The following is an 18,337-nucleotide window of genomic DNA, read 5'->3' on the forward strand; positions in this document are numbered from 1 at the left end:
GAAGCTTCTTTTGGCCAAAAATTCGAAGGAAAGCCCGGAGCAGCGCCCCGGGCTTCCCTGTCATCAGTCGCGCAGTGATTCCTCGCGCAGCCCGTCTGCCAGAAGGTTCAGTCCCAGAACCATTGTCAAAAGAGCGACAGCAGGGACAACAGCCGGATGGACAAAGGCCCGCAAAAGCTGCCTGCCTGAGTTGATCGTTGTTCCCCAATCCGGACTTTCCGACGCCAGCCCCAATCCAAAGAAACCCAAGGTCCCCAGAAGGATGGTCGTATAGCCGATGCGCAGGCAAAAATCGACGATCAGTGGGCCGCGCGCGTTGGGCAGGATTTCCCACAGCATGATGTACCATGGTCCTTCGCCGCGGGTTTGCGCGGCGGCCACATAGTCCCGTGTCTTGATGTCCAATGCCAACCCGCGCACGATCCGGAACACGGTGGGCGAGTTCACGAAAACCACCGAGACAAAGACCACAAGAATGCCGGGATCAATGTCAAAGAGATCGACAAATCCGGGCAGCCCGTAGATCTTGTAGGTCGGCGTTGCAACAACGGCCCCGTTGGTCGACACCAGTGACAGGTAGAGCCATCCCAATCCGCCCACGACCCCGATCAGCAGCGGTGTGCGCATCTTTGGCTGGGTATGGTAACGCGAATTCAGCAGGATCGTCGCAAAGACCAGCGGGAAGACAAAGAGAAACAGCGCCATGTAGTTGGGAATGCCGGTCAGGACGATTTCCGGTGTGACGAGCAGATAGAACAGCAAGATCACCGGGAAAGCCAAAATGAGGTTTGCCAGGAACGACAGAAGCGTGTCCAGGCGGCCTCCATAATATCCGGCGGGCAGGCCCAAAGTGATGCCAACCATGAAGGCAAAGAGGGTGGCCAGTGGCGCGATCTGCACGACGATCCATGCGCCTTTTATCACACGGCTGAAGACATCGCGCGCCAGGTTATCCCCGCCCAGCAGGAAATAGGCATATTGGCCTTCATCGGGGCTGCGCAGCGCGGTTCCGGGAGGTTTGTTCTTCATCCCGGAAATCTGGCTGAGCGGATCATGGGTGACGATCATGTCAAGCGGCCCGCCCAGCACCCCGGCAAAGACCCAGAACATGACGAGCCCAAAGCCGATCATGCCGATGGTGCTGTCAAAGAGCTTGCCGTAAAGCCCCAGTTTGCGTTTGAAGGTGATCGACAGGGTGAAGACGACGATCAATGCGATCCAGACGGGCATCAACTGCATAAAGATGCGGAAGAAGATGGCGCCCCAGGTAAGTGGTTCCATGGTCTTGCTCCTTTACGCGATGCGAATGCGTGGGTTGAGGTAAACGTAGCCGATGTCGGATATCAGCTGTGTCACCAGCACCACGATGACCGAGACTACCGAGACCGCCAGCAGCAGCTCGATGTCATTGTTCCCGGCGGCCTGAACCAGCACCCACCCGAAACCCTTGTAGTTGAAGAGCGTCTCCACGATCACGACGCCGTTCAGCAACCAGGGGAATTGCAGCATGATCACCGTGAAAGGCGCGATCAGCGCATTTCGGAGCGCATGTTTCAAGACAATGTTGCTGAAGGAAACGCCTTTCAGTCTGGCCGTCCTGATGTACTGCGCGGTCATCACCTCGGTCATGGAGGCCCGCGTCATGCGCGCGATATAGCCCATGCCATAGAGCGCGATGGTCACTACGGGCAGTGTAAAATTCGCGAAAGTTGCGTCGTCCATGGCGGAGGTGGCGGAGCCATTGAATATTTTCCAACCGGCCGAGGACGCAAAGACCGCGATGAAGATAACGCCAGAGACATATTCCGGTGTTGCCGTCGAGGCGATGGAAAAGGTCGAAAGCGACCTGTCGAGCTTTGAGCCTTCGCGCATGCCCGCCAGAACACCGATCAGCAGCGCCATGGGCACCATCAGCAACATCACAAAGAACATGAGCTTGCCGGTCAGCCCCAATCGTTCGGCGACAATGCCGCCCACTTCGTTCTTGAAGACCGTCGAGAACCCCCAGTCGCCTTGCAGCACGCCGCAAAAGCTCGGACGTTCTTCCTGAGGGGTATCAATGGCAAAGCATTTGCCAGTCACAACCCCGTCTTCTTCGAACGTCCAGCCGGGCAAAACTCCCAGCCATTGTCCGAATTTCACCGGCATCGGCTGCAGATACCCGTTTTTGCCCAGATAGCTTTCCACAGCCTCGTCAGACATGCGAAAATTTCCCTGGGTCTTGGCGAGTTTTTCCAGGTTTGGATAGAGGTTCGTCAGCCAGAAGACGACGAACGTCAGGCAAAGCGCCGTCAATATCATGACGCCCAGACGTCTGAGTATGAATAGTCCCATTGGTGCCCCTGTTGTCAGGCTATGGCGCGTTTTTCGCACCGTTTTCGACGCCCGCTAAGGCGTTCAGGTTATTTTGTGGTCCCATGAGGCATGACTTTGGGGGCCGCGTCAATGTAATCCAGCGCCTAAAAATTGCACGTTTGCGACATCGTGTTGGTCGCAAAACGACCTATGGGTGAAGATGTGGGGATGTCGGCAGAATTGGTCAGGCGACTTGGGATAAACTTGCCGAGGCTTTGCGCAAGGCCGTCGGTGTGGCGTTTGTGTGATGTTGCATGAAACGGGTGAAATAGGCTGCACTGCCAAAGCCGAGGTGGCGGGCGATGTCCTGAGCGGGCACCTTGGTTGTCACCAGCAAACTGCGTGCTTCGTAAAGAATGCGCTCGGTCAAGAGATCCGCTGCCGTCTTGCCGGTTGCGGCTTTGCAAGCGCGGGTAAGATGTGTGGCGGTCACTCCCAGAGCCTGGGCATGATCCGCCATGGTCAGTGTATCTGCGAAATGCGCCGTGACACGGGCGCAATAGGCGGCGCTTAATCTGGCCGCGGCGTTGCGACGGGCGGGCGCGTGTTCTTCGCGCCCCAACTGCCGCTGCACCCAGACAGAAATCAACGTGCCGTAGGCATCCATGGATCGCGCCACCAGAGCGCGCGCGGCCGATTGTTCGCGACCCGCCGCCTCCAGCAGGGTTGTCAGTTCGTTCATCGCCGCGGCATCACGTATTCTCAAAAGCCGCGGCATCTCCGGCATGGTCACATCCGTTCCATCAGGAATGACTAGGGCTTGCCCGATCCCTTGTTTGCCCAGATCCAGCGCGAAAAGCTCCCGAGCCGGCACAATAATCGCGTTATGCGTGCCGATCCCGTGGCGTTTGCCATGCAGCAGCAGGCGTCCCTGGCCTCTGGTGATCCAGATGATCAAATGTTCCGGCCGGTCGTGTGCGAGCGTCAAACGCCATTCCTGACCTTGCGATAACTGTGCCAGAGTCAGAATTTTCAGAGTGTTTTGCACCATGTAACTTCTCCGCGAAGTATCATCGTCAAGCTCGCCTCAGGGTATTTTATTGGGATTTCAGCAAGATGTCAGGGCGCATTAAAGGGTGTCAGCGTGCTTTCGCCGAGGAGAGTTTCTGCCAGTCACCCATCTTGGACCGAAACCAGGTGCGTTGTCTTTTAGCGAATTGGCGGGTGGCAATCACCGCGCGGTCACGGGCTTCTTCCAGCGTGGTCCGGCCTGCCAGATGGTCGATCAATTCAGGCACGCCGATGGCCCGGTGCGCAGGGCGCGAAGGATCATAGGTGGGCAGCACTTTACTCACTTCTTCCAATGCACCTTCCGCCATCATGAGATCAAAGCGTTTCTCAATACGCGCATTCAACCAGTCTTTTGATACATCAAAAACAATTGCCTGGGCCTGATCCAGCGGCAGGGCGGGCGGTTTTGTCGTTGCCTGCCAATCTGCCAGACCCCGACCGGTCGCGCGCAGAACCTCCCAGGCTCTTTGAACCCGTGCGCGATTGGCTGTGTCGATGGTGCCCTTCGTGGCGGCATCGAGATCGGCCAACAGATGTGGGAGGGGGAGGGCATCCGCCTCAGTGCGCACGTGATGCGGAGTTGCGGGAATATCCGCCAACCCGCGCGTCAGCGCAGAGAAATAAAGACCGGTGCCGCCCACGACTATGGGTCGGGTATCGCCTTTGAGCAGCGGTATGACCTCGCGCAGCCAATGCCCGGTGGAATATGACTGTTCCGCATCAATGTGCCCGTAAAGCGCATGCGGGGCCAGGGCCTCTTCGGCGGCGGAAGGCCGGGCAGAGATTACACGCCAGCAGCGATAGACCTGGCTGGCATCGGCGTTCACGATCACGCCACCCTGTTGCGCGGCGATTTCCAAGGCCAGCGCCGATTTCCCCGATGCAGTAGGCCCGGCGATCAGTACCGGGCGTTCCGGTGACAGCCCTGCGATCAGCGATTTTGAGGAGGTGATGACAGCTTGCGCCATTTTCTGAATGATCGCCTCTGGGGTGCATTGAACTTTGGATGCTTTTCCGACATTTTGCGCGCAAACAAAACCCGCAAACAAACCCCCGGGTCTCAGGAGCATTCGCCATGACATCAATCGAGCCTCAGGCCACCTTCAAACGGGTCATGCTGAAAATCTCCGGCGAGGCGCTGATGGGCGATCAGGGATTTGGCCTTAACCCGCCCACGGTGGAGCGGATTGCCCGCGAGGTCCAATCGGTTCATGAGCTTGGGGTGGAGATTTGCATGGTGATCGGCGGTGGCAATATTTTCCGCGGATTGCAGGGCTCCGCACAGGGGATGGAACGCACGACGGCGGACTACATGGGGATGCTCGCTACGGTCATGAACGCGCTGGCGATGCAATCCGCGCTGGAAGGGTTGGGCATTCACACCAGGGTTATATCCGCGATCACCATGAACGAAGTGGCTGAACCCTACATCCGCCGCCGCGCCGTGCGCCACCTTGAAAAGAAACGGGTCTGCATTTTTGCCGCCGGTACGGGAAATCCATATTTCACGACCGATACCGCGGCGACCCTGCGTGCCAATGAAATGTCGTGTGAGGCGATCTTCAAGGGCACCAAGGTTGATGGGGTTTATGACAAGGATCCTGCAAAACACGCGGATGCAAAGCGGTACGAAACAGTCAGCTATGACGATGTGCTGGCCAAGCGGCTGGGGGTGATGGATGCCTCCGCCATCGCGCTGGCGCGCGACAATAACCTGCCGATCATTGTCTTCTCGCTGGATGAGCCCGGTGGTTTTCGCGGCATTCTGGCGGGCGAGGGCACCTATACGCGGGTGCAGGGGTAGCACCAAAACGGTTGTTTCGTTGCAAATGCAACTCCTTCTGGCCTTTCGCCGCAAACCTGATTTATACACGACATCAACAACAACGCGCAGAACTCTGCGCCCGTAAACTTGTGGCAGGACGATACTATGTCTGATGATTTTATGCTCGATACCGATGACCTTGAGCGGCGAATGGATGGGGCAATGGCCAATCTGCGGACCGAATTCGCGTCCTTGCGGACGGGCCGGGCGTCGGCGTCGATGCTGGAGCCGGTGATGGTTGATGCCTATGGATCGATGACACCGATTAATCAGGTCGGCACCGTGAACGTTCCGGAATCGCGGATGGTCACGATCAACGTGTGGGACAAAGGTCTGGTCAGTAAAGTTGAAAAGGCCATTCGAGAAAGTGGGCTGGGGATCAATCCTCAACTCAACGGCACCATTATCATGTTGCCTATTCCTGAATTGAACGAGGAGCGTCGGCGGGAATTGACCAAGGTGGCCGGGCAATACGCCGAGCACGCCCGTGTTTCCATCCGTAATGTGCGCCGCGATGGTATGGATCAGATCAAGAAAGCCAAGGCTGACGGGATGTCCGAGGACGACCAGAAGCTTTGGGAGAGCGAGGTTCAGGATATTACGGACCGTCATATCAAGTCGATCGACGATTTGCTCGAAACGAAACAAGGCGAGATCATGCAGGTTTGACCCTGTGGATGACCGGATTGCCAGAGATTTGGGCGCTTTGGTCACCCTATGGTAACGGCTCTGCCAATATTGATTGATTGCCCAAGGCGTCAGGACCGGCGCAGGAATTGACCTTTGAAAGCCCGAAATGGCAGAGGCCCGGGCCCGTCATCGGTATAAGGAGAACGATATGGCGGGAGCGCCGCAGCCCCAAATGAACATGGTGCCGGGATGCCCTCGCCACGTGGCCATCATCATGGATGGGAACGGCCGTTGGGCAACGCAAAGAGGCCGACCTCGGCTTTTTGGTCACCATGCCGGGGCGCGGCGCGTGCGCGAAATCGTCGAAAGCTGCCCTGAAATCGGCGTCGATTACCTGACGATTTTTGCATTTTCGACGGAAAACTGGAAACGCACGCAGGTAGAAGTTGCAGGGCTGATGAACCTCTTTCGCAGGTACATCATCAAGGAAACCAAAGTGTTGCGGGAATCAGGTGTGCGGGTGCGCTTCATCGGGGACCGGGTGCGTCTTGATGACAAACTGATCCATCTGATGAACGAGTTGGAAGCGGCCACCGAGCACAACAACCAGGTACACCTGACCATTGCGCTGAATTACGGCGGGCGCGATGAAGTGGCGCGCGCCACCAAGCGATTGGCTGCAGATGTCGCAGCGGGACGGTTGCGTCCCGAAGATGTCGATGAAGAAACGCTGCCGCGATATCTCGATACACATGTTTTGCCGGATCCCGATCTGGTGATCCGCACCAGCGGAGAGGCACGTATTTCGAACTTCCTTTTGTGGCAGTCGGCCTATTCGGAATATGAATTCATCGATACGCTCTGGCCCGATTTTACCCGCGAGGAATTCACCCGGCTTTGCACGGCCTACGGTGGGCGCGAACGTCGGTTTGGCGGCGTTTTGCGGTGACGCGCTCATGAGCATCAACAGCGAAAAATGGTCTGATCTCGCGACCCGCATGGGGTCGGGGGCGGCTATGGTCGTTTTGGGTCTGTGGGGTGTTTGGGTCGGAGGTCATGTTTTCCACGTCATGGTGGCCGCGATTTGCGGGCTGATGGTTTGGGAACTTGCGGCGATGATCCGTGCGCCACGAAATGTTGCGTTGCAACTGGGCGGGCTGGCTGGCGCAGCGGCACTTTTGGCGATCTATCTGCCACCCGGCTTTGCTTTGCCTATTCTGCTGGCGTCAGCCTTGGTGGGTTTCGGCCAGCTCAAGGCGTTTCGCACGATCTACATGGTATTCACCGTGATGGTGCTGCTGGCAGGCTACGGCATGATGTCGGTTCGCGATGATATGGGTTTCAACTGGATGCTCTGGCTGGTGTTGGTTGTCGTCGCGACCGACGTGGTTGGATATTTCGCCGGACGTCTGATCGGGGGCCCCAAGTTCTGGCCCCGTGTCAGCCCAAAGAAGACCTGGGCCGGGACGGGATTTGGCTGGATTGGCGCCGCAGCGGTGGGCGCTGCTTTCATGGCCAACACCGGCACCGGCGCGCAGCTGATCGGGGTTTCCATTGCCGTCTCCATGGCCAGCCAGATGGGCGATATCGCCGAAAGCGCGATCAAAAGGCGGGTCGGGGTCAAGGACAGCTCCAACCTCATTCCCGGTCACGGCGGATTGCTGGACCGATTTGATGGCATGCTGGGCGCGTCGGTGTTCCTGCTGATCATTGGCGGGCCGATTTTCGGGTCGCCTCTGGCGCTGAGGTAAAGGATGCGCCGGGTCAACATCTTCGGGGCCACGGGGTCGGTCGGCCAGAACACCATTGATCTGATTTCACGCGCTCCTGAGGATTATGATGTGGTGGCGCTGACCGGTGCCAGCAACATCCGTCAGCTTGCAGCGGATGCCAAACACCTCCGGGCCGATATCGCCATCACAGCGCTTGACCATTTATTGCCCGACCTGCGGGAAGCTTTGCAGGGATCAGACGTGGTCGCGGCTGCGGGTGCGAATGCCATTCAGGAGGCAGCAACACGACCTGTTGATTGGACGATGTCCGCAATCGTTGGTGCCGCGGGGTTGGCACCCGGTCTTGCCGCGCTGCAACAGGGCGGTACCCTGGCGCTTGCCAACAAGGAATCGCTGGTTTGTGCAGGTGCGCTGATGTTGGAAACCGCGAAGGCGCATCAAGCCCGGTTGCTGCCGGTCGACAGTGAGCATTCGGCGGTTTTTCAGGCGCTTGTGGGCGAAGATATTGCGACTGTCGAGCGCATCATCATTACCGCCAGCGGCGGGGCTTTTCGGGACTGGCCCATTGAAGATTTGCCCATGGCGACGTTGGATCAGGCGTCCAGCCATCCCAATTGGGATATGGGTCAGCGGATCACGATTGATTCGGCGTCTATGTTTAACAAAGCGATGGAACTCATTGAAACAAAGGAATACTTTGGCACCTCATCTGAGCAAATCGAGGTTCTGATCCATCCGGAATCGCTGATCCATGCGATGGTGGGATTCACCGACGGTGCCTTGATGGCCCATGTCGGGCCACCCGATATGCGTCACGCGATCGGCTACGCGTTGCATTGGCCGGAACGGCGTCATCTTCCCGTGGACCGGCTGAATCTTGCCAGAATAGCGCAGCTGAGCTTTCGCGCCCCTTGTGAGACGCGCTGGCCCGCCCTGCGCCTGGCCCGGGAGGTCATGGAAACCGGTAAATTGGCAGGTGCGGTGTTCAATGCGGCCAAAGAGACAGCGCTCGACGCCTTCATTGCAGGGCAGATCGGATTTACGCAGATGGCCGAGGTCGTCGAGGACGTTCTGGACACGATGACGACGGCCTCTGGTCATATTGATGCCACCATGACCCTTGATAACGTCGCAGAAGTGGACCATGTGGCACGTCAGACGGCCACACGGGCCCTTCAGAAAAGAGCAGGTTGACCTTTGGATATATTCGCGTTGATCCCGCAGTTTGGCGGGCTGATCTGGACAATCGCCGCTTTTGTGCTGGCGCTTTCCGTGATTGTCGCGATCCATGAATATGGCCATTACATTGTCGGGCGTTGGTCCGGGATCCATGCGGATGTGTTTTCTTTGGGGTTTGGCCCGGTTTTGTGGTCGCGCATGGACAAGCGCGGCACACTCTGGCAGGTGGCGGCTTTGCCCTTCGGCGGCTTTGTGAAGTTTGCCGGTGACGCGAACGCGGCGTCTGGCAAAGACGAGGCTGCGATGGCCGAAGCCGAGGCCGATCCGGAGAGATTGCGCGCAACGATGCATGGCGCACCGCTTTGGGCCCGTGCGGCCACCGTTGCTGCGGGACCGGTGTTCAATTTTGTTCTGTCCATCATTGTGTTCGCCCTCGTTTTGATGTCGAGCGGCGTGTCACGCGATCCACTGACGGTCGGTGAACTGCGGCCTTTGCCGGTCACCGACCGTGGATTGCAGATCGGCGATGAACTGTTGGCTATTGAAGGCGCGCGCATTCCCAGCACCGAAGATTCGGTGGCCTATGCAGATTTCATCGACGCGGTTCCTGAAAAAGCCCGGCTTGATTACACCGTGCGCCGGAATGGCGATGAAAGAACTGTCTCCGGGGTCTATTTGTTGCCGCCCTATGTTTCAGCCGTCAGCCCGCAGAGTGCGGCCATGGGGGCCGGGTTGGAAGCAGGCGATGTGATTGTCGCCGTCGACGGCGCGCCGATATTTGCTTTTAATCAGCTAAAAACCGCTGTTGAAGGCGGCGAGGGTGCGACACTGGCTTTGCGTGTCTGGCGGGATGGGGAAGAGTTGGACGTTTCGCTGACGCCCAAACGCGTGGATGAACCCAGGCCGGAAGGCGGCTTCGCGACACAATGGCGTATCGGCATTGCCGGTGGGCTTGCTTTTGACGCAGCGACCGAGACTCCGGGCTTCGGAGAGGCGGTTTGGGGAGGCGTGCGCCAGACGGGGCGGATCATTGAAGGGTCGCTGTCCGGACTGGGTCACATGATCACTGGCGCGATCAGCACCTGTAATCTGAGCGGGCCCATCGGGATTGCGCAAACTTCGGGGGCCATGGCAAGTCAGGGGGCGCAATCCTTTATCTGGTTCATCGCTGTTCTGAGCACCGCTGTCGGGCTGCTTAATCTTTTTCCGGTGCCCGCTTTGGATGGGGGCCATCTGGTTTTCTACGCATATGAGGCCGTATCCGGTAAACCGCCGAGCGACAGGGCCTTGCGCGTATTGATGACCGCGGGGTTGGCAATGGTGTTGACCCTGATGGTTTTCGCCCTGGGCAATGATCTCTTTTGCCCCTGAAGCAGGCACACTGCTTCCGTGTGAATTGCCCTGATTGTGACACAATTGGACAAATTGGTGCCTCATTCCCTTTGTAAACGTATTTCTGTAAAGACGGAGAAACGCAATGCAAGCGATACATAACGGATACCGTGGCCTTAGCCTGCTGATGGATCTCAACTGGGATCGCGGGCTCTATTTTGCGACAATTGCTCTGGCGCTTGGTGCTGGCGCTTGGATTGGCACCGTTTACGGCTGATCGGGGCCCCTGATGGCCGGTTTCCCAAACCCCGGCAAAACCCTGGCGTTTGCGCTCATATAGTTGTCTTGCAGATTTGGCACACATGGTTTTGACAACACCTGCCAATATCGGTACTCAGTTAAGCATAATTTTCTGAGGATCGGGGCAGGTGATGAATCGGGGCATTTCGGGCGTTCGCTCGTCAAAGCGCGAGCTTTCCACAATAATCAAGACAGGTCTGCGGGCAGCTGGATTTTGTCTGGTTTTATCAGCGGCTTGGGTCGCGCCGACACATCCGGTCATGGCGCAGCAGTTTACGCTTTCCACGATCAATATCGAGGGCAATGCGCGGGTTGGGGATGCCGCCATTCTGACCCGTGCAGGAATCGCGCGGGGTCAGACCCTCAGCGCGGGCGAGTTGAACGCAGCGTTCCAGCGATTGATTGATTCCGGTTTGTTCGAGACCGTGAATTTCGATCCACAGGGAAATACGTTGCGGATCACGGTTGTCGAATTTCCGACGATCAACCGGATCAGTTTTGAAGGCAACCAACGGCTAGATGATGATGCACTTGCCGCTGCGATCAATTCCAATGAACGCCGTGTCTTCAACCCTGCCGAAGCCGAGCGGGATGCGGGTGCGATTGCCGATGCCTATGCCAACGAAGGTCGTCTGGCGGCCAAGGTCACTCCAACGATCATTCGGCGTTCTGACAACCGTGTCGATCTGGTTTTCGAGATTTTCGAAGGCGACAATATCGAGATCGAACGCATCAGCTTTGTTGGCAACCGGGCGTATTCTGACCGCCGTCTGCGCCGGGTGCTGGAGAGCAAGCAAGCCGGGCTGTTCCGTGCGCTGGTGCGCAGGGACACGCTGGTGGCCGACCGCGTTGAATTCGACAAACAGGTTCTGCGGGATTTCTACCTCTCGCGGGGCTATATCGATTTTCGCACCAATTCGACCAACGCGCAGCTGACCGAAGAACGCGATGGTTATTTTCTGGTTTTCAATGTCCAGGAAGGGCAGCGGTTCAAATTTGGTGAAATCACGGTTTCCAGCGACGTGCCGGGTGTTGAGGCCGAGCGCTATCAGGAAATTGCGAAGATCAGACCGGGTGTGGTCTATTCGCCGACACTGGTTGAAAACGATATTGCACGGATGGAACGCCAGGCGCTGCGCGATGGCGTCGACTTTCTGCGCGTGGAGCCCCGGGTTACGCGGGACGACCGCAACCTGGCTTTGAACATCGAATACGTGCTGTCTCGGGGGCCGCGGGTTTTCGTGGAACGCATCGATATCGAGGGCAACACAACCACGCTGGATCAGGTGATCCGCAGGCAGTTCACAAGCGTCGAGGGCGATCCGTTCAACCCACGCGAAATCCGGGAATCGGCGGAGCGTATCCGGGCTTTGGGGTATTTTGAAACGGCCGAGGTCAATGCGCGTGAAGGCTCCTCGCCCGATCAGGTGGTGATTGACGTGGATGTCGAAGAGGCCCCAACCGGGTCGTTCAGTTTCGGCGCATCTTTCTCGAACAATGATGGTATCGGTTTTGCGATCCGTTTTGCCGAGGAGAATTTCCTTGGACGGGGGCAACAGCTGGCCCTGAGCGTGCAAACGGCGGAAGAATCGCGTCGCTACGGCATCAATTTCGTGGAACCGGCTTTCCTGGGGCGCGATCTGGCTTTCGGTTTGCGTCTTGATATCGCGCAGACAGATAGTTCCTTCACAACCTACGACACGGATCGCTTCCTGTTGCAGCCCTCGTTGACCTTCCCGGTCGGCGATAATTCCCGGCTGCAAATCCGCTACACGGCTGAGAATTCGGAAATGCAGGCGCGTGAAACGCCCGCCAATGGTGTTGTGATCGGCAATGAGATCGCGGTGGGTGAACAGTTCAGCAGCGCCATCGGATATGAATTCACCTATGACACCCGGTTCAGCGGATTGGACCCCAATTCCGGCATTCTGTTCCAGTTTTCTCAGGATCTCGCGGGGCTGGGCGGGGACAGCGAATATCTCAAGACAACCGCAAGGCTGGCTGGTGAGACAAAGGTCTTCGGCGAAGAAATCACCCTGCGCGCCTCGCTGGAAGGCGGGGCACTGGCCTGGCAGGGCGGTACCAACCGTGCGGTCGACCGGTTCCTTCTGGATACCAATATCATCCGCGGGTTTGAGCCGGGTGGGATCGGGCCGCGTGATCTGTCGGTCAGCAATGAGGACCCGCTTGGGGGTAACCTCTATGTAGCCGCGCGGTTCGAAGCGGAGTTCCCACTGGGATTGCCGGAAGAATACGGCATCACCGGGGGCATCTTCTATGATGTCGGTAACCTCTGGGATCTCAGCGACGTAAATACCGCCGGCGGCACGATTGTCGGCGAAGGCGGGTCATTCCGTCATGTCATCGGATTTGCCATCCTCTGGAACACGCCGGTTGGCCCCTTGCGCTTCAACTTCACCGACGCGATCAAGAAAGAGGAGTTTGACCGCGATCAGACCTTTGAATTGACGCTGAGCACGACGTTCTGAAGCTCATGCAGCGCCTTGCCTCTTTCCTGATGGTCCTGGCAAGTGCCTGGATGATACTGGGAGCAGGCGATGCGCAGGCCCAACGAATGGGGCCGATACAAAGCCCGATCCTCACCATTGATTCTGATCGTTTGTTTACAGAAAGCGACTACGGCAAGAACACGGTGCGGGATTTCGAGGCGCGTGGCGCCGAACTGGCCGCCGAGAACCGACGTATTGAAGAAGAACTATCCACCGAAGAAAAGGCCCTGACCGATCAGCGCCCGGCCATGGCACCAGCGGATTTCCGCAAGCTTGCGGATGCCTTTGATGAAAAGGTGCAGACAACCCGGCGGGCGCAGGACAGCAAGAACCGCGATCTCAATCAGGCGCTAGAAGAGCGCCGCGTGGTGTTTCTGAATGCCGCAGCTCCGGTGCTTGAACAGTTGATGAGAGAAGCCGGTGCGGCTGTGGTGATGGAGCGTCGGTCCGTTTTTCTCAGTTCGAATGCAATTGATATCACTCAGGAAGCCATTGAGCGGCTCAATGAGGTTCTGGGGAATGGCGCGGATGCCCCGCGCGAGTGAATTTGCGGCGCTTGCCCCTGAGAGGGTGAATTGCTAGGCATGAGGTCAAGCCCTTGAGGACAAAAGGACACCTGACATGACCAGCCCGCAAACCAGCGCCGATATCCAGCTTATCCAACGTATTCTGCCGCACAGGTATCCGTTTCTGCTGGTGGATAAGGTCGTGGATATTGAAGGCACCGCCTCGGCCAGAGGCATCAAGAATGTCACAATGAATGAGCCGCATTTTCAGGGGCATTTCCCGGGTTTGCCGATCATGCCGGGTGTGACGATCATCGAAGCTATGGCGCAGACAGCAGCGGTTATGGTTGGCGTGACCATGGACATGGCTGACAAGGATATGAAGGTCTATTTCATGGCCATCGACAAAGCCAAGTTTCGTCGCAAGGTCGGCCCGGGCGATGTGCTCGAAATGAATATCAGCACCCTGCGCGGCAAACCGGGTGCCAAGGTCTGGCGTTTTGGCGGCGTGGCGTCGGTTGAAGGCGAGATGGCGGCAGAGTGCGAATTCACTGCCATGATGGATCTGGAATAGCCCCGCATGAGCAATGTTCACCCAAGTGCCGTTATAGAGGACGGGGCGCAGATTGATCCCGCTGCAAAGGTTGGTCCGTTCTGCGTCGTGGGACCGCAGGTCTCTTTGGCTGCTGGCGTTCATCTCAAGAGCCATGTTGTTGTGACCGGGCGCACGCAGGTTGGCCAAGACACGGTGATTTTTCCCTTCTCGGTGATCGGGGAAATTCCGCAGGATTTGAAATTCAAGGGCGAAGCGACGCAGCTTGTTATCGGCAAGCGGAACCGCATTCGTGAGCATGTGACGATGAATTCCGGCACCGAAGGGGGTGGCGGTGTGACGCGCATCGGCGATGACGGTCTGTTCATGGCCGGATGCCATATCGCCCATGACGCTGTTATTGGCGACCGTTGCATCATTGTAAATTCGGTCGCCATTGCCGGGCATTGCATTCTGGAGGACGACGTGATCGTCGGGGGCCTTTCGGGCGTGCACCAATTTGTGCGTATTGGCCGGGGCGCGATTATTGGTGCCGTCACCATGGTCACGAATGATGTCATTCCCTACGGGCTGGTGCAGGCGCCGCGGGGCGAATTGGACGGGCTCAATCTGGTGGGCCTGAAGCGGCGCGGTGTTTCGCGCAGTGATATTACGGCCCTCAGGGCAGCCTTTCAGATGCTCGCGCAGGGTGAAGGTACTTTTCATGATCGCGCCCGTCGGTTGCGTGATGAAACCTCCAGCGACTATGTCCGGGAGATTGTCGATTTCATCGTCGCCGACAGCGACCGCCATTTCCTGACGCCGCGCTGATGTTGGCCTTGATCACAGGGCGCGGCGGTTTGCCTGCGCGTGTTGCTGCCTCGCAAGAGACACCACCTTTGGTGTGCGTGATGGATGGGTTTGATCCCGACGATCTGGCAGCGGATTTGCGATTTCGCCTGGAGCAACTGGGGACATTGCTGGCGCAACTCTCCGAACGTGGTGTGAGCGAGGTCTGCTTTTGCGGGGCAATTGAGCGACCGCATTTTGACCCGGCTGCATTGGATGCTGCCACAGCACCTTTGGTGCCTGCGTTGGTCGGGGCGATATCCTCTGGCGATGACGGCGCTTTGCGTGCGGTCATGGGGATATTCGAAACCAGCGGTTTCCAGGTTCGGGCGGCCCATGAGCTGGCACCGGATATCCTGATAGATGAAGGTCTGCACAGTGCTGCCGCGCCAGATGAACAGATGCAGTCCGATGCTGATCGGGGGACCAGTGTTCTGGCCGCACTGGCGCCGCTTGATGTGGGGCAAAGTTGCGTCGTGGGTGCTGGGCAGGTTTGGGGAATCGAAACAATCGGTGGCACTGATCACATGCTGCGCGGCCTGCCTGAAAAGGCAGCGCACGCGCAGGCGATCATGATCAAGACGCGCAAAGCGGGTCAGGATCAGCGTGTAGACATGCCTACTGTCGGCCCCACGACGATAACCGCCCTGGCCGAAGCCGGGCTGGCTGGCCTCGTGGTAGAAGCGGGGGGTGTCATCTTGTTGGAACCCGAAGCCACACGGGCCGCGGCAGATGCCGCTGGCTTGGTGTTTTGGGCCCGCCCGGCGGTCTGATGCGGATTTTCATCATTGCCGGAGAACCCTCTGGCGACAAGTTGGGCGGCGCTTTGATGGCGGGCCTGAAATCGCTTCGGGACGACATTACCTTTGACGGAATTGGCGGGCCGGACATGCAGGCCGAGGGGCTGATCAGCCGTTTTCCCATGTCAGAGTTGAGCGTCATGGGGATTGCCGAGATCTTGCCCAAGTATCGCGCTTTGATGGCGCGGATCAACGAGACCGCCGCCGCCGTGGTCGAGACGCAACCCGATCTTCTTATTACAATTGATAGCCCGGATTTCTCGCTACGTGTCGCGCGCCGCGTCAAGGCATCAAGTTCCGTGCGCACCGTGCATTATGTCGCCCCCACCGTCTGGGCCTGGCGACCCCGGCGCGCGGAGAAAATGGCGAAAGTCATTGATCACGTGCTGGCGCTTTTTCCGTTTGAGCCGCCGTTGATGACCGTCGGTGGCATGACCTGTGACTTCGTGGGTCACCCGGTGGTCGCCGAACCGCTGGCCACAGCAGAGCAAGCGCAGGGTTTTCGAGCGTCGCATGGCATTGGGACTGCCCCGGTTTTACTGGTGTTACCCGGCTCACGGCGCGGCGAAGTGGCACGGCTTGCGGAAATTTTTGGTCAATCCATTGCGCCTGTGCTGGCCGAGGTCCCGGAGCTCAAGGTGGTTGTGCCGGCAGCGGCCCCTGTGGCGGATTTGGTGCTGGAACAGGTCGCAGGCTGGCCTGTTGCGCCGATCGTGCTTGACCCGCGCGGCATGACCCTTGAGGCTGCCGCGGAGCTGAAGCGCGCCGCGTTCAAAGCTGCAGATGTGGCGCTGGCCGCCTCCGGTACGGTGTCTCTGGAGCTTGCTGCGGCGCGGACGCCGATGGTCATCGCCTATAATATGAACTGGCTGACCTTCCGGTTGATCCGGGCGATGGCGCTTGTCGATACGGTGACTCTGGTTAATCTGGTGTCAGAGACCCGCGTTGTTCCGGAGTTTCTGGGCCCGGATTGCCAACCGCACGCCATTGGTCAGGCGCTGCTGGATGTATTGGTAGCGCCTGCAGCACAGCAGGAGGCGATGGCTTTGACAATGGAACGCCTGGGTGAAGGCGAGGAGGCGCCGGGATTGCGCGCGGCGCGTTCGGTTCTGGCGCGCGTTTAGCGGCACTGTTGTCAAAAGGACAGGCTGCGCCTGACACGATATTTGAGACCCTTTCGGGTCGATCCCCGCGGGAATTTACGCGCCTGGCTATCCCTTGTGGATCCAGCCGCCGCCGAAAATACGGCTGCTTTGCGGGTCATAAAAGACGCAGGCCTGTCCGGGAGAGACGCCTTCCTCGGGTGTGATCAGTTCCACCGTGGCTTCGGTATCGTTCAGAGGTCGTATGATCGCATCGGTTGGCGGACGGGTTGAGCGCACCTTGACCGCGACATGCCATTCGGGTTGGGACATCAGGGGCTCGTGGCCCAGCCAGTTGATCTCGCGCACCGGAACTGTCCGTGTGGCAAGCATTTCTTTCGGACCGACCATCACAGATTTGCTTTCCGGGTTCAGCCTGACCACGTAAAGAGGATCGGCCAGCCCGCCAATACCGAGACCCCGCCGCTGACCGATGGTGTAGTTGATGACCCCGTCATGACGCCCCAGCACTCGGCCATCTGCGTGGACAATGTCGCCGGGGTCTGCAGCTTCCGGGCGCAGTTTGCGGATCACAGACGCGTAGTCCCCATTCGGGACAAAGCAGATATCCTGGCTATCGGGTTTGTCCGCGACACTTAGCCCGTATTTCGAAGCAAGCGCGCGCGTATCTGCCTTGGAGGCAAGATGGCCAAGCGGAAAGCGCAGGAAATCAAGCTGTTCTTGAGTTGTGGAAAACAGAAAATAGCTTTGATCACGCGCCGCATCCGCCGCCGAATGCAATTCCGGACCGTGTTGCCCGACCATTCGTTGAATATAGTGGCCCGTAGCCATGCAATCTGCTTCAAGATCCTTGGCGGTTTCGAGGAGGTCCTTGAATTTCACACGTTCGTTGCAGCGGATACAGGGAACCGGCGTTGCGCCGCCCAGATAACTGTCTGCGAATTCGTCGATCACCGCGTCTTTGAAGATGTTCTCATAGTCCAGCACGTAATGCGGAAATCCCATCTTTTCCGCGACGCGGCGCGCATCATGGATGTCCAGACCGGCGCAGCATGCGCCTTTTTTCGCCAATGCAGCCCCGTGATCGTAAAGTTGAAGTGTCACCCCCACGACATCGTAACCTTCTTCGGCTAACATTGCCGCAACAACGGAACTATCCACGCCGCCGGACATGGCAACAACAACCCGTGTTTCGCACGGCGGCTTGGTAAATCCAAGCGAGTTCAGCGGGTGTGTTTGATCAAGTGGCATGGGGCTTCTCCGGGCGTTCTGAGAAAATATAGGAAAATCCTAATTACTCTCAAGAGCGGGCTTCATGGGTCTTTAATGCGATGACGTCAAGATGCCTCCAACTGAGTAAAAACGGGTATGAGTGATGTATCTAAAGAAAGTTGATGGGCCCCGATCGGTGACGTTAGCCGATGGCAGCGTGATGACGCAAGCCGATCTTCCGCCTGCGAATACAAGGCGTTGGGTGGCCTCACGCAAAGCTTCGGTGGTGCGGGGCGTGGCTTATGGGCTTATTTCGCAAAGCGATGCCCTGAAAAGATACCAGATCAGCGAAGATGAATTTCATGAATGGGTCAAGGCGGTGTCTGAGCATGGGGAAGATGCTCTGAAAGCCACAGCACTACAAAAATATAGACAACCTTAAGTTGTTACGCTAAGTTTC

Annotated in this window: 19 protein-coding genes; 14 read left to right on the forward strand and 5 right to left on the reverse strand. The window is 58.0% G+C overall.

The window, feature by feature from the left end:
* Positions 1-63 precede the first annotated feature (63 nt).
* The 4 genes from Q0802_RS11400 to miaA all read right to left on the reverse strand — a co-directional run bounded on the left by Q0802_RS11400 (position 64) and on the right by miaA (position 4,334).
* Positions 64-1,281 (reverse strand): ABC transporter permease, encoded by a 1,218-nt coding sequence (locus Q0802_RS11400; protein WP_298918020.1) that lies wholly within the window; start codon positions 1,279-1,281, stop codon positions 64-66.
* 12 nt (positions 1,282-1,293) lie between these two features.
* Positions 1,294-2,334, reverse strand: a complete 1,041-nt coding sequence (locus Q0802_RS11405; protein WP_298918022.1) for an ABC transporter permease — start codon at positions 2,332-2,334, stop codon at positions 1,294-1,296.
* A gap of 205 nt (positions 2,335-2,539) precedes the next feature.
* Positions 2,540-3,346 (reverse strand): AraC family transcriptional regulator, encoded by an 807-nt coding sequence (locus Q0802_RS11410; RefSeq protein ID WP_298918025.1) that lies wholly within the window; start codon positions 3,344-3,346, stop codon positions 2,540-2,542.
* A gap of 88 nt (positions 3,347-3,434) precedes the next feature.
* Positions 3,435-4,334, reverse strand: coding sequence for a tRNA (adenosine(37)-N6)-dimethylallyltransferase MiaA (gene miaA / locus Q0802_RS11415; protein WP_298918028.1), 900 nt, complete (start codon positions 4,332-4,334; stop codon positions 3,435-3,437).
* Positions 4,335-4,441: 107 nt separating this feature from the next.
* On the opposite strand from miaA, the gene pyrH reads away from it, so the two are divergent.
* The 13 genes from pyrH to lpxB all read left to right on the forward strand — a co-directional run bounded on the left by pyrH (position 4,442) and on the right by lpxB (position 16,686).
* A complete protein-coding gene (pyrH, locus tag Q0802_RS11420) occupies positions 4,442-5,170 on the forward strand; it encodes a UMP kinase (RefSeq protein ID WP_298918031.1) in 729 nt (242 codons plus the stop codon).
* A 126-nt stretch (positions 5,171-5,296) separates the two neighbouring features.
* Positions 5,297-5,860, forward strand: a complete 564-nt coding sequence (gene frr, locus Q0802_RS11425) for a ribosome recycling factor (RefSeq protein WP_298918034.1) — start codon at positions 5,297-5,299, stop codon at positions 5,858-5,860.
* 169 nt (positions 5,861-6,029) lie between these two features.
* On the forward strand, positions 6,030-6,770 hold the full coding sequence (locus Q0802_RS11430) for an isoprenyl transferase (protein WP_298918037.1): 741 nt from the start codon (positions 6,030-6,032) through the stop codon (positions 6,768-6,770).
* 7 nt (positions 6,771-6,777) lie between these two features.
* Positions 6,778-7,572: a phosphatidate cytidylyltransferase gene (locus Q0802_RS11435; RefSeq protein ID WP_298918040.1), complete on the forward strand. Its 795-nt coding sequence runs from the start codon at positions 6,778-6,780 to the stop codon at positions 7,570-7,572.
* Between the two features lie 3 nt (positions 7,573-7,575).
* Positions 7,576-8,748 carry a 1-deoxy-D-xylulose-5-phosphate reductoisomerase gene (dxr, locus tag Q0802_RS11440; RefSeq protein WP_298918043.1) on the forward strand — a complete coding sequence of 391 codons (1,173 nt, stop codon included), beginning with the start codon at positions 7,576-7,578 and terminating at the stop codon, positions 8,746-8,748.
* 3 nt (positions 8,749-8,751) lie between these two features.
* Positions 8,752-10,104 (forward strand): RIP metalloprotease RseP, encoded by a 1,353-nt coding sequence (rseP, locus tag Q0802_RS11445; protein ID WP_298918046.1) that lies wholly within the window; start codon positions 8,752-8,754, stop codon positions 10,102-10,104.
* A 106-nt stretch (positions 10,105-10,210) separates the two neighbouring features.
* Complete coding sequence (locus Q0802_RS11450) at positions 10,211-10,342, forward strand: hypothetical protein (RefSeq protein ID WP_298918049.1); 132 nt, start codon at positions 10,211-10,213, stop codon at positions 10,340-10,342.
* A gap of 154 nt (positions 10,343-10,496) precedes the next feature.
* Positions 10,497-12,854: an outer membrane protein assembly factor BamA gene (gene bamA, locus Q0802_RS11455; protein WP_298918050.1), complete on the forward strand. Its 2,358-nt coding sequence runs from the start codon at positions 10,497-10,499 to the stop codon at positions 12,852-12,854.
* 5 nt (positions 12,855-12,859) lie between these two features.
* On the forward strand, positions 12,860-13,420 hold the full coding sequence (locus tag Q0802_RS11460) for an OmpH family outer membrane protein (protein WP_298918052.1): 561 nt from the start codon (positions 12,860-12,862) through the stop codon (positions 13,418-13,420).
* Positions 13,421-13,496: 76 nt separating this feature from the next.
* Complete coding sequence (fabZ, locus tag Q0802_RS11465) at positions 13,497-13,955, forward strand: 3-hydroxyacyl-ACP dehydratase FabZ (protein ID WP_298918054.1); 459 nt, start codon at positions 13,497-13,499, stop codon at positions 13,953-13,955.
* 6 nt (positions 13,956-13,961) lie between these two features.
* Entirely contained in the window at positions 13,962-14,744 is a 783-nt protein-coding gene (gene lpxA / locus Q0802_RS11470) for an acyl-ACP--UDP-N-acetylglucosamine O-acyltransferase (RefSeq protein WP_298918056.1), read from the forward strand.
* Entirely contained in the window at positions 14,744-15,535 is a 792-nt protein-coding gene (lpxI, locus tag Q0802_RS11475) for a UDP-2,3-diacylglucosamine diphosphatase LpxI (RefSeq protein WP_298918059.1), read from the forward strand. Before lpxA ends, lpxI begins: the two co-directional genes overlap by 1 nt.
* Complete coding sequence (gene lpxB / locus Q0802_RS11480; RefSeq protein ID WP_298918062.1) at positions 15,535-16,686, forward strand: lipid-A-disaccharide synthase; 1,152 nt, start codon at positions 15,535-15,537, stop codon at positions 16,684-16,686. The genes lpxI and lpxB overlap by 1 nt, the downstream gene beginning before the upstream one ends.
* Positions 16,687-16,773: 87 nt before the next feature.
* Here lpxB and mnmA read toward each other — a convergent pair whose 3' ends face one another.
* On the reverse strand, positions 16,774-17,916 hold the full coding sequence (mnmA, locus tag Q0802_RS11485) for a tRNA 2-thiouridine(34) synthase MnmA (RefSeq protein ID WP_298918065.1): 1,143 nt from the start codon (positions 17,914-17,916) through the stop codon (positions 16,774-16,776).
* A gap of 124 nt (positions 17,917-18,040) precedes the next feature.
* Between mnmA and Q0802_RS11490 the strand changes: the two genes are divergently transcribed.
* A complete protein-coding gene (locus Q0802_RS11490) occupies positions 18,041-18,319 on the forward strand; it encodes a DUF1153 domain-containing protein (protein ID WP_298918068.1) in 279 nt (92 codons plus the stop codon).
* Positions 18,320-18,337: the final 18 nt, after the last annotated feature.

The sequence above is a fragment of the uncultured Roseobacter sp. genome (assembly GCF_947495275.1).
Classification (GTDB): Bacteria; Pseudomonadota; Alphaproteobacteria; order Rhodobacterales; family Rhodobacteraceae; genus Roseobacter.

Excerpts from the sequence above, each read along its gene's own strand:
- Q0802_RS11400 (WP_298918020.1), bottom strand. The coding sequence starts at position 1,281 with ATGGAACCACTTACCTGGGGCGCCATCTTCTTCCGCATCTTTATGCAG.
- Q0802_RS11405 (WP_298918022.1), bottom strand. The coding sequence starts at position 2,334 with ATGGGACTATTCATACTCAGACGTCTGGGCGTCATGATATTGACGGCG.
- Q0802_RS11410 (WP_298918025.1), bottom strand. The coding sequence starts at position 3,346 with ATGGTGCAAAACACTCTGAAAATTCTGACTCTGGCACAGTTATCGCAA.
- miaA (WP_298918028.1), bottom strand. The coding sequence starts at position 4,334 with ATGGCGCAAGCTGTCATCACCTCCTCAAAATCGCTGATCGCAGGGCTG.
- pyrH (WP_298918031.1), top strand. The coding sequence starts at position 4,442 with ATGACATCAATCGAGCCTCAGGCCACCTTCAAACGGGTCATGCTGAAA.
- frr (WP_298918034.1), top strand. The coding sequence starts at position 5,297 with ATGTCTGATGATTTTATGCTCGATACCGATGACCTTGAGCGGCGAATG.
- Q0802_RS11430 (WP_298918037.1), top strand. The coding sequence starts at position 6,030 with ATGGCGGGAGCGCCGCAGCCCCAAATGAACATGGTGCCGGGATGCCCT.
- Q0802_RS11435 (WP_298918040.1), top strand. The coding sequence starts at position 6,778 with ATGAGCATCAACAGCGAAAAATGGTCTGATCTCGCGACCCGCATGGGG.
- dxr (WP_298918043.1), top strand. The coding sequence starts at position 7,576 with ATGCGCCGGGTCAACATCTTCGGGGCCACGGGGTCGGTCGGCCAGAAC.
- Q0802_RS11450 (WP_298918049.1), top strand. The coding sequence starts at position 10,211 with ATGCAAGCGATACATAACGGATACCGTGGCCTTAGCCTGCTGATGGAT.
- bamA (WP_298918050.1), top strand. The coding sequence starts at position 10,497 with ATGAATCGGGGCATTTCGGGCGTTCGCTCGTCAAAGCGCGAGCTTTCC.
- Q0802_RS11460 (WP_298918052.1), top strand. The coding sequence starts at position 12,860 with ATGCAGCGCCTTGCCTCTTTCCTGATGGTCCTGGCAAGTGCCTGGATG.
- fabZ (WP_298918054.1), top strand. The coding sequence starts at position 13,497 with ATGACCAGCCCGCAAACCAGCGCCGATATCCAGCTTATCCAACGTATT.
- lpxA (WP_298918056.1), top strand. The coding sequence starts at position 13,962 with ATGAGCAATGTTCACCCAAGTGCCGTTATAGAGGACGGGGCGCAGATT.
- lpxI (WP_298918059.1), top strand. The coding sequence starts at position 14,744 with ATGTTGGCCTTGATCACAGGGCGCGGCGGTTTGCCTGCGCGTGTTGCT.
- lpxB (WP_298918062.1), top strand. The coding sequence starts at position 15,535 with ATGCGGATTTTCATCATTGCCGGAGAACCCTCTGGCGACAAGTTGGGC.
- mnmA (WP_298918065.1), bottom strand. The coding sequence starts at position 17,916 with ATGCCACTTGATCAAACACACCCGCTGAACTCGCTTGGATTTACCAAG.
- Q0802_RS11490 (WP_298918068.1), top strand. The coding sequence starts at position 18,041 with ATGTATCTAAAGAAAGTTGATGGGCCCCGATCGGTGACGTTAGCCGAT.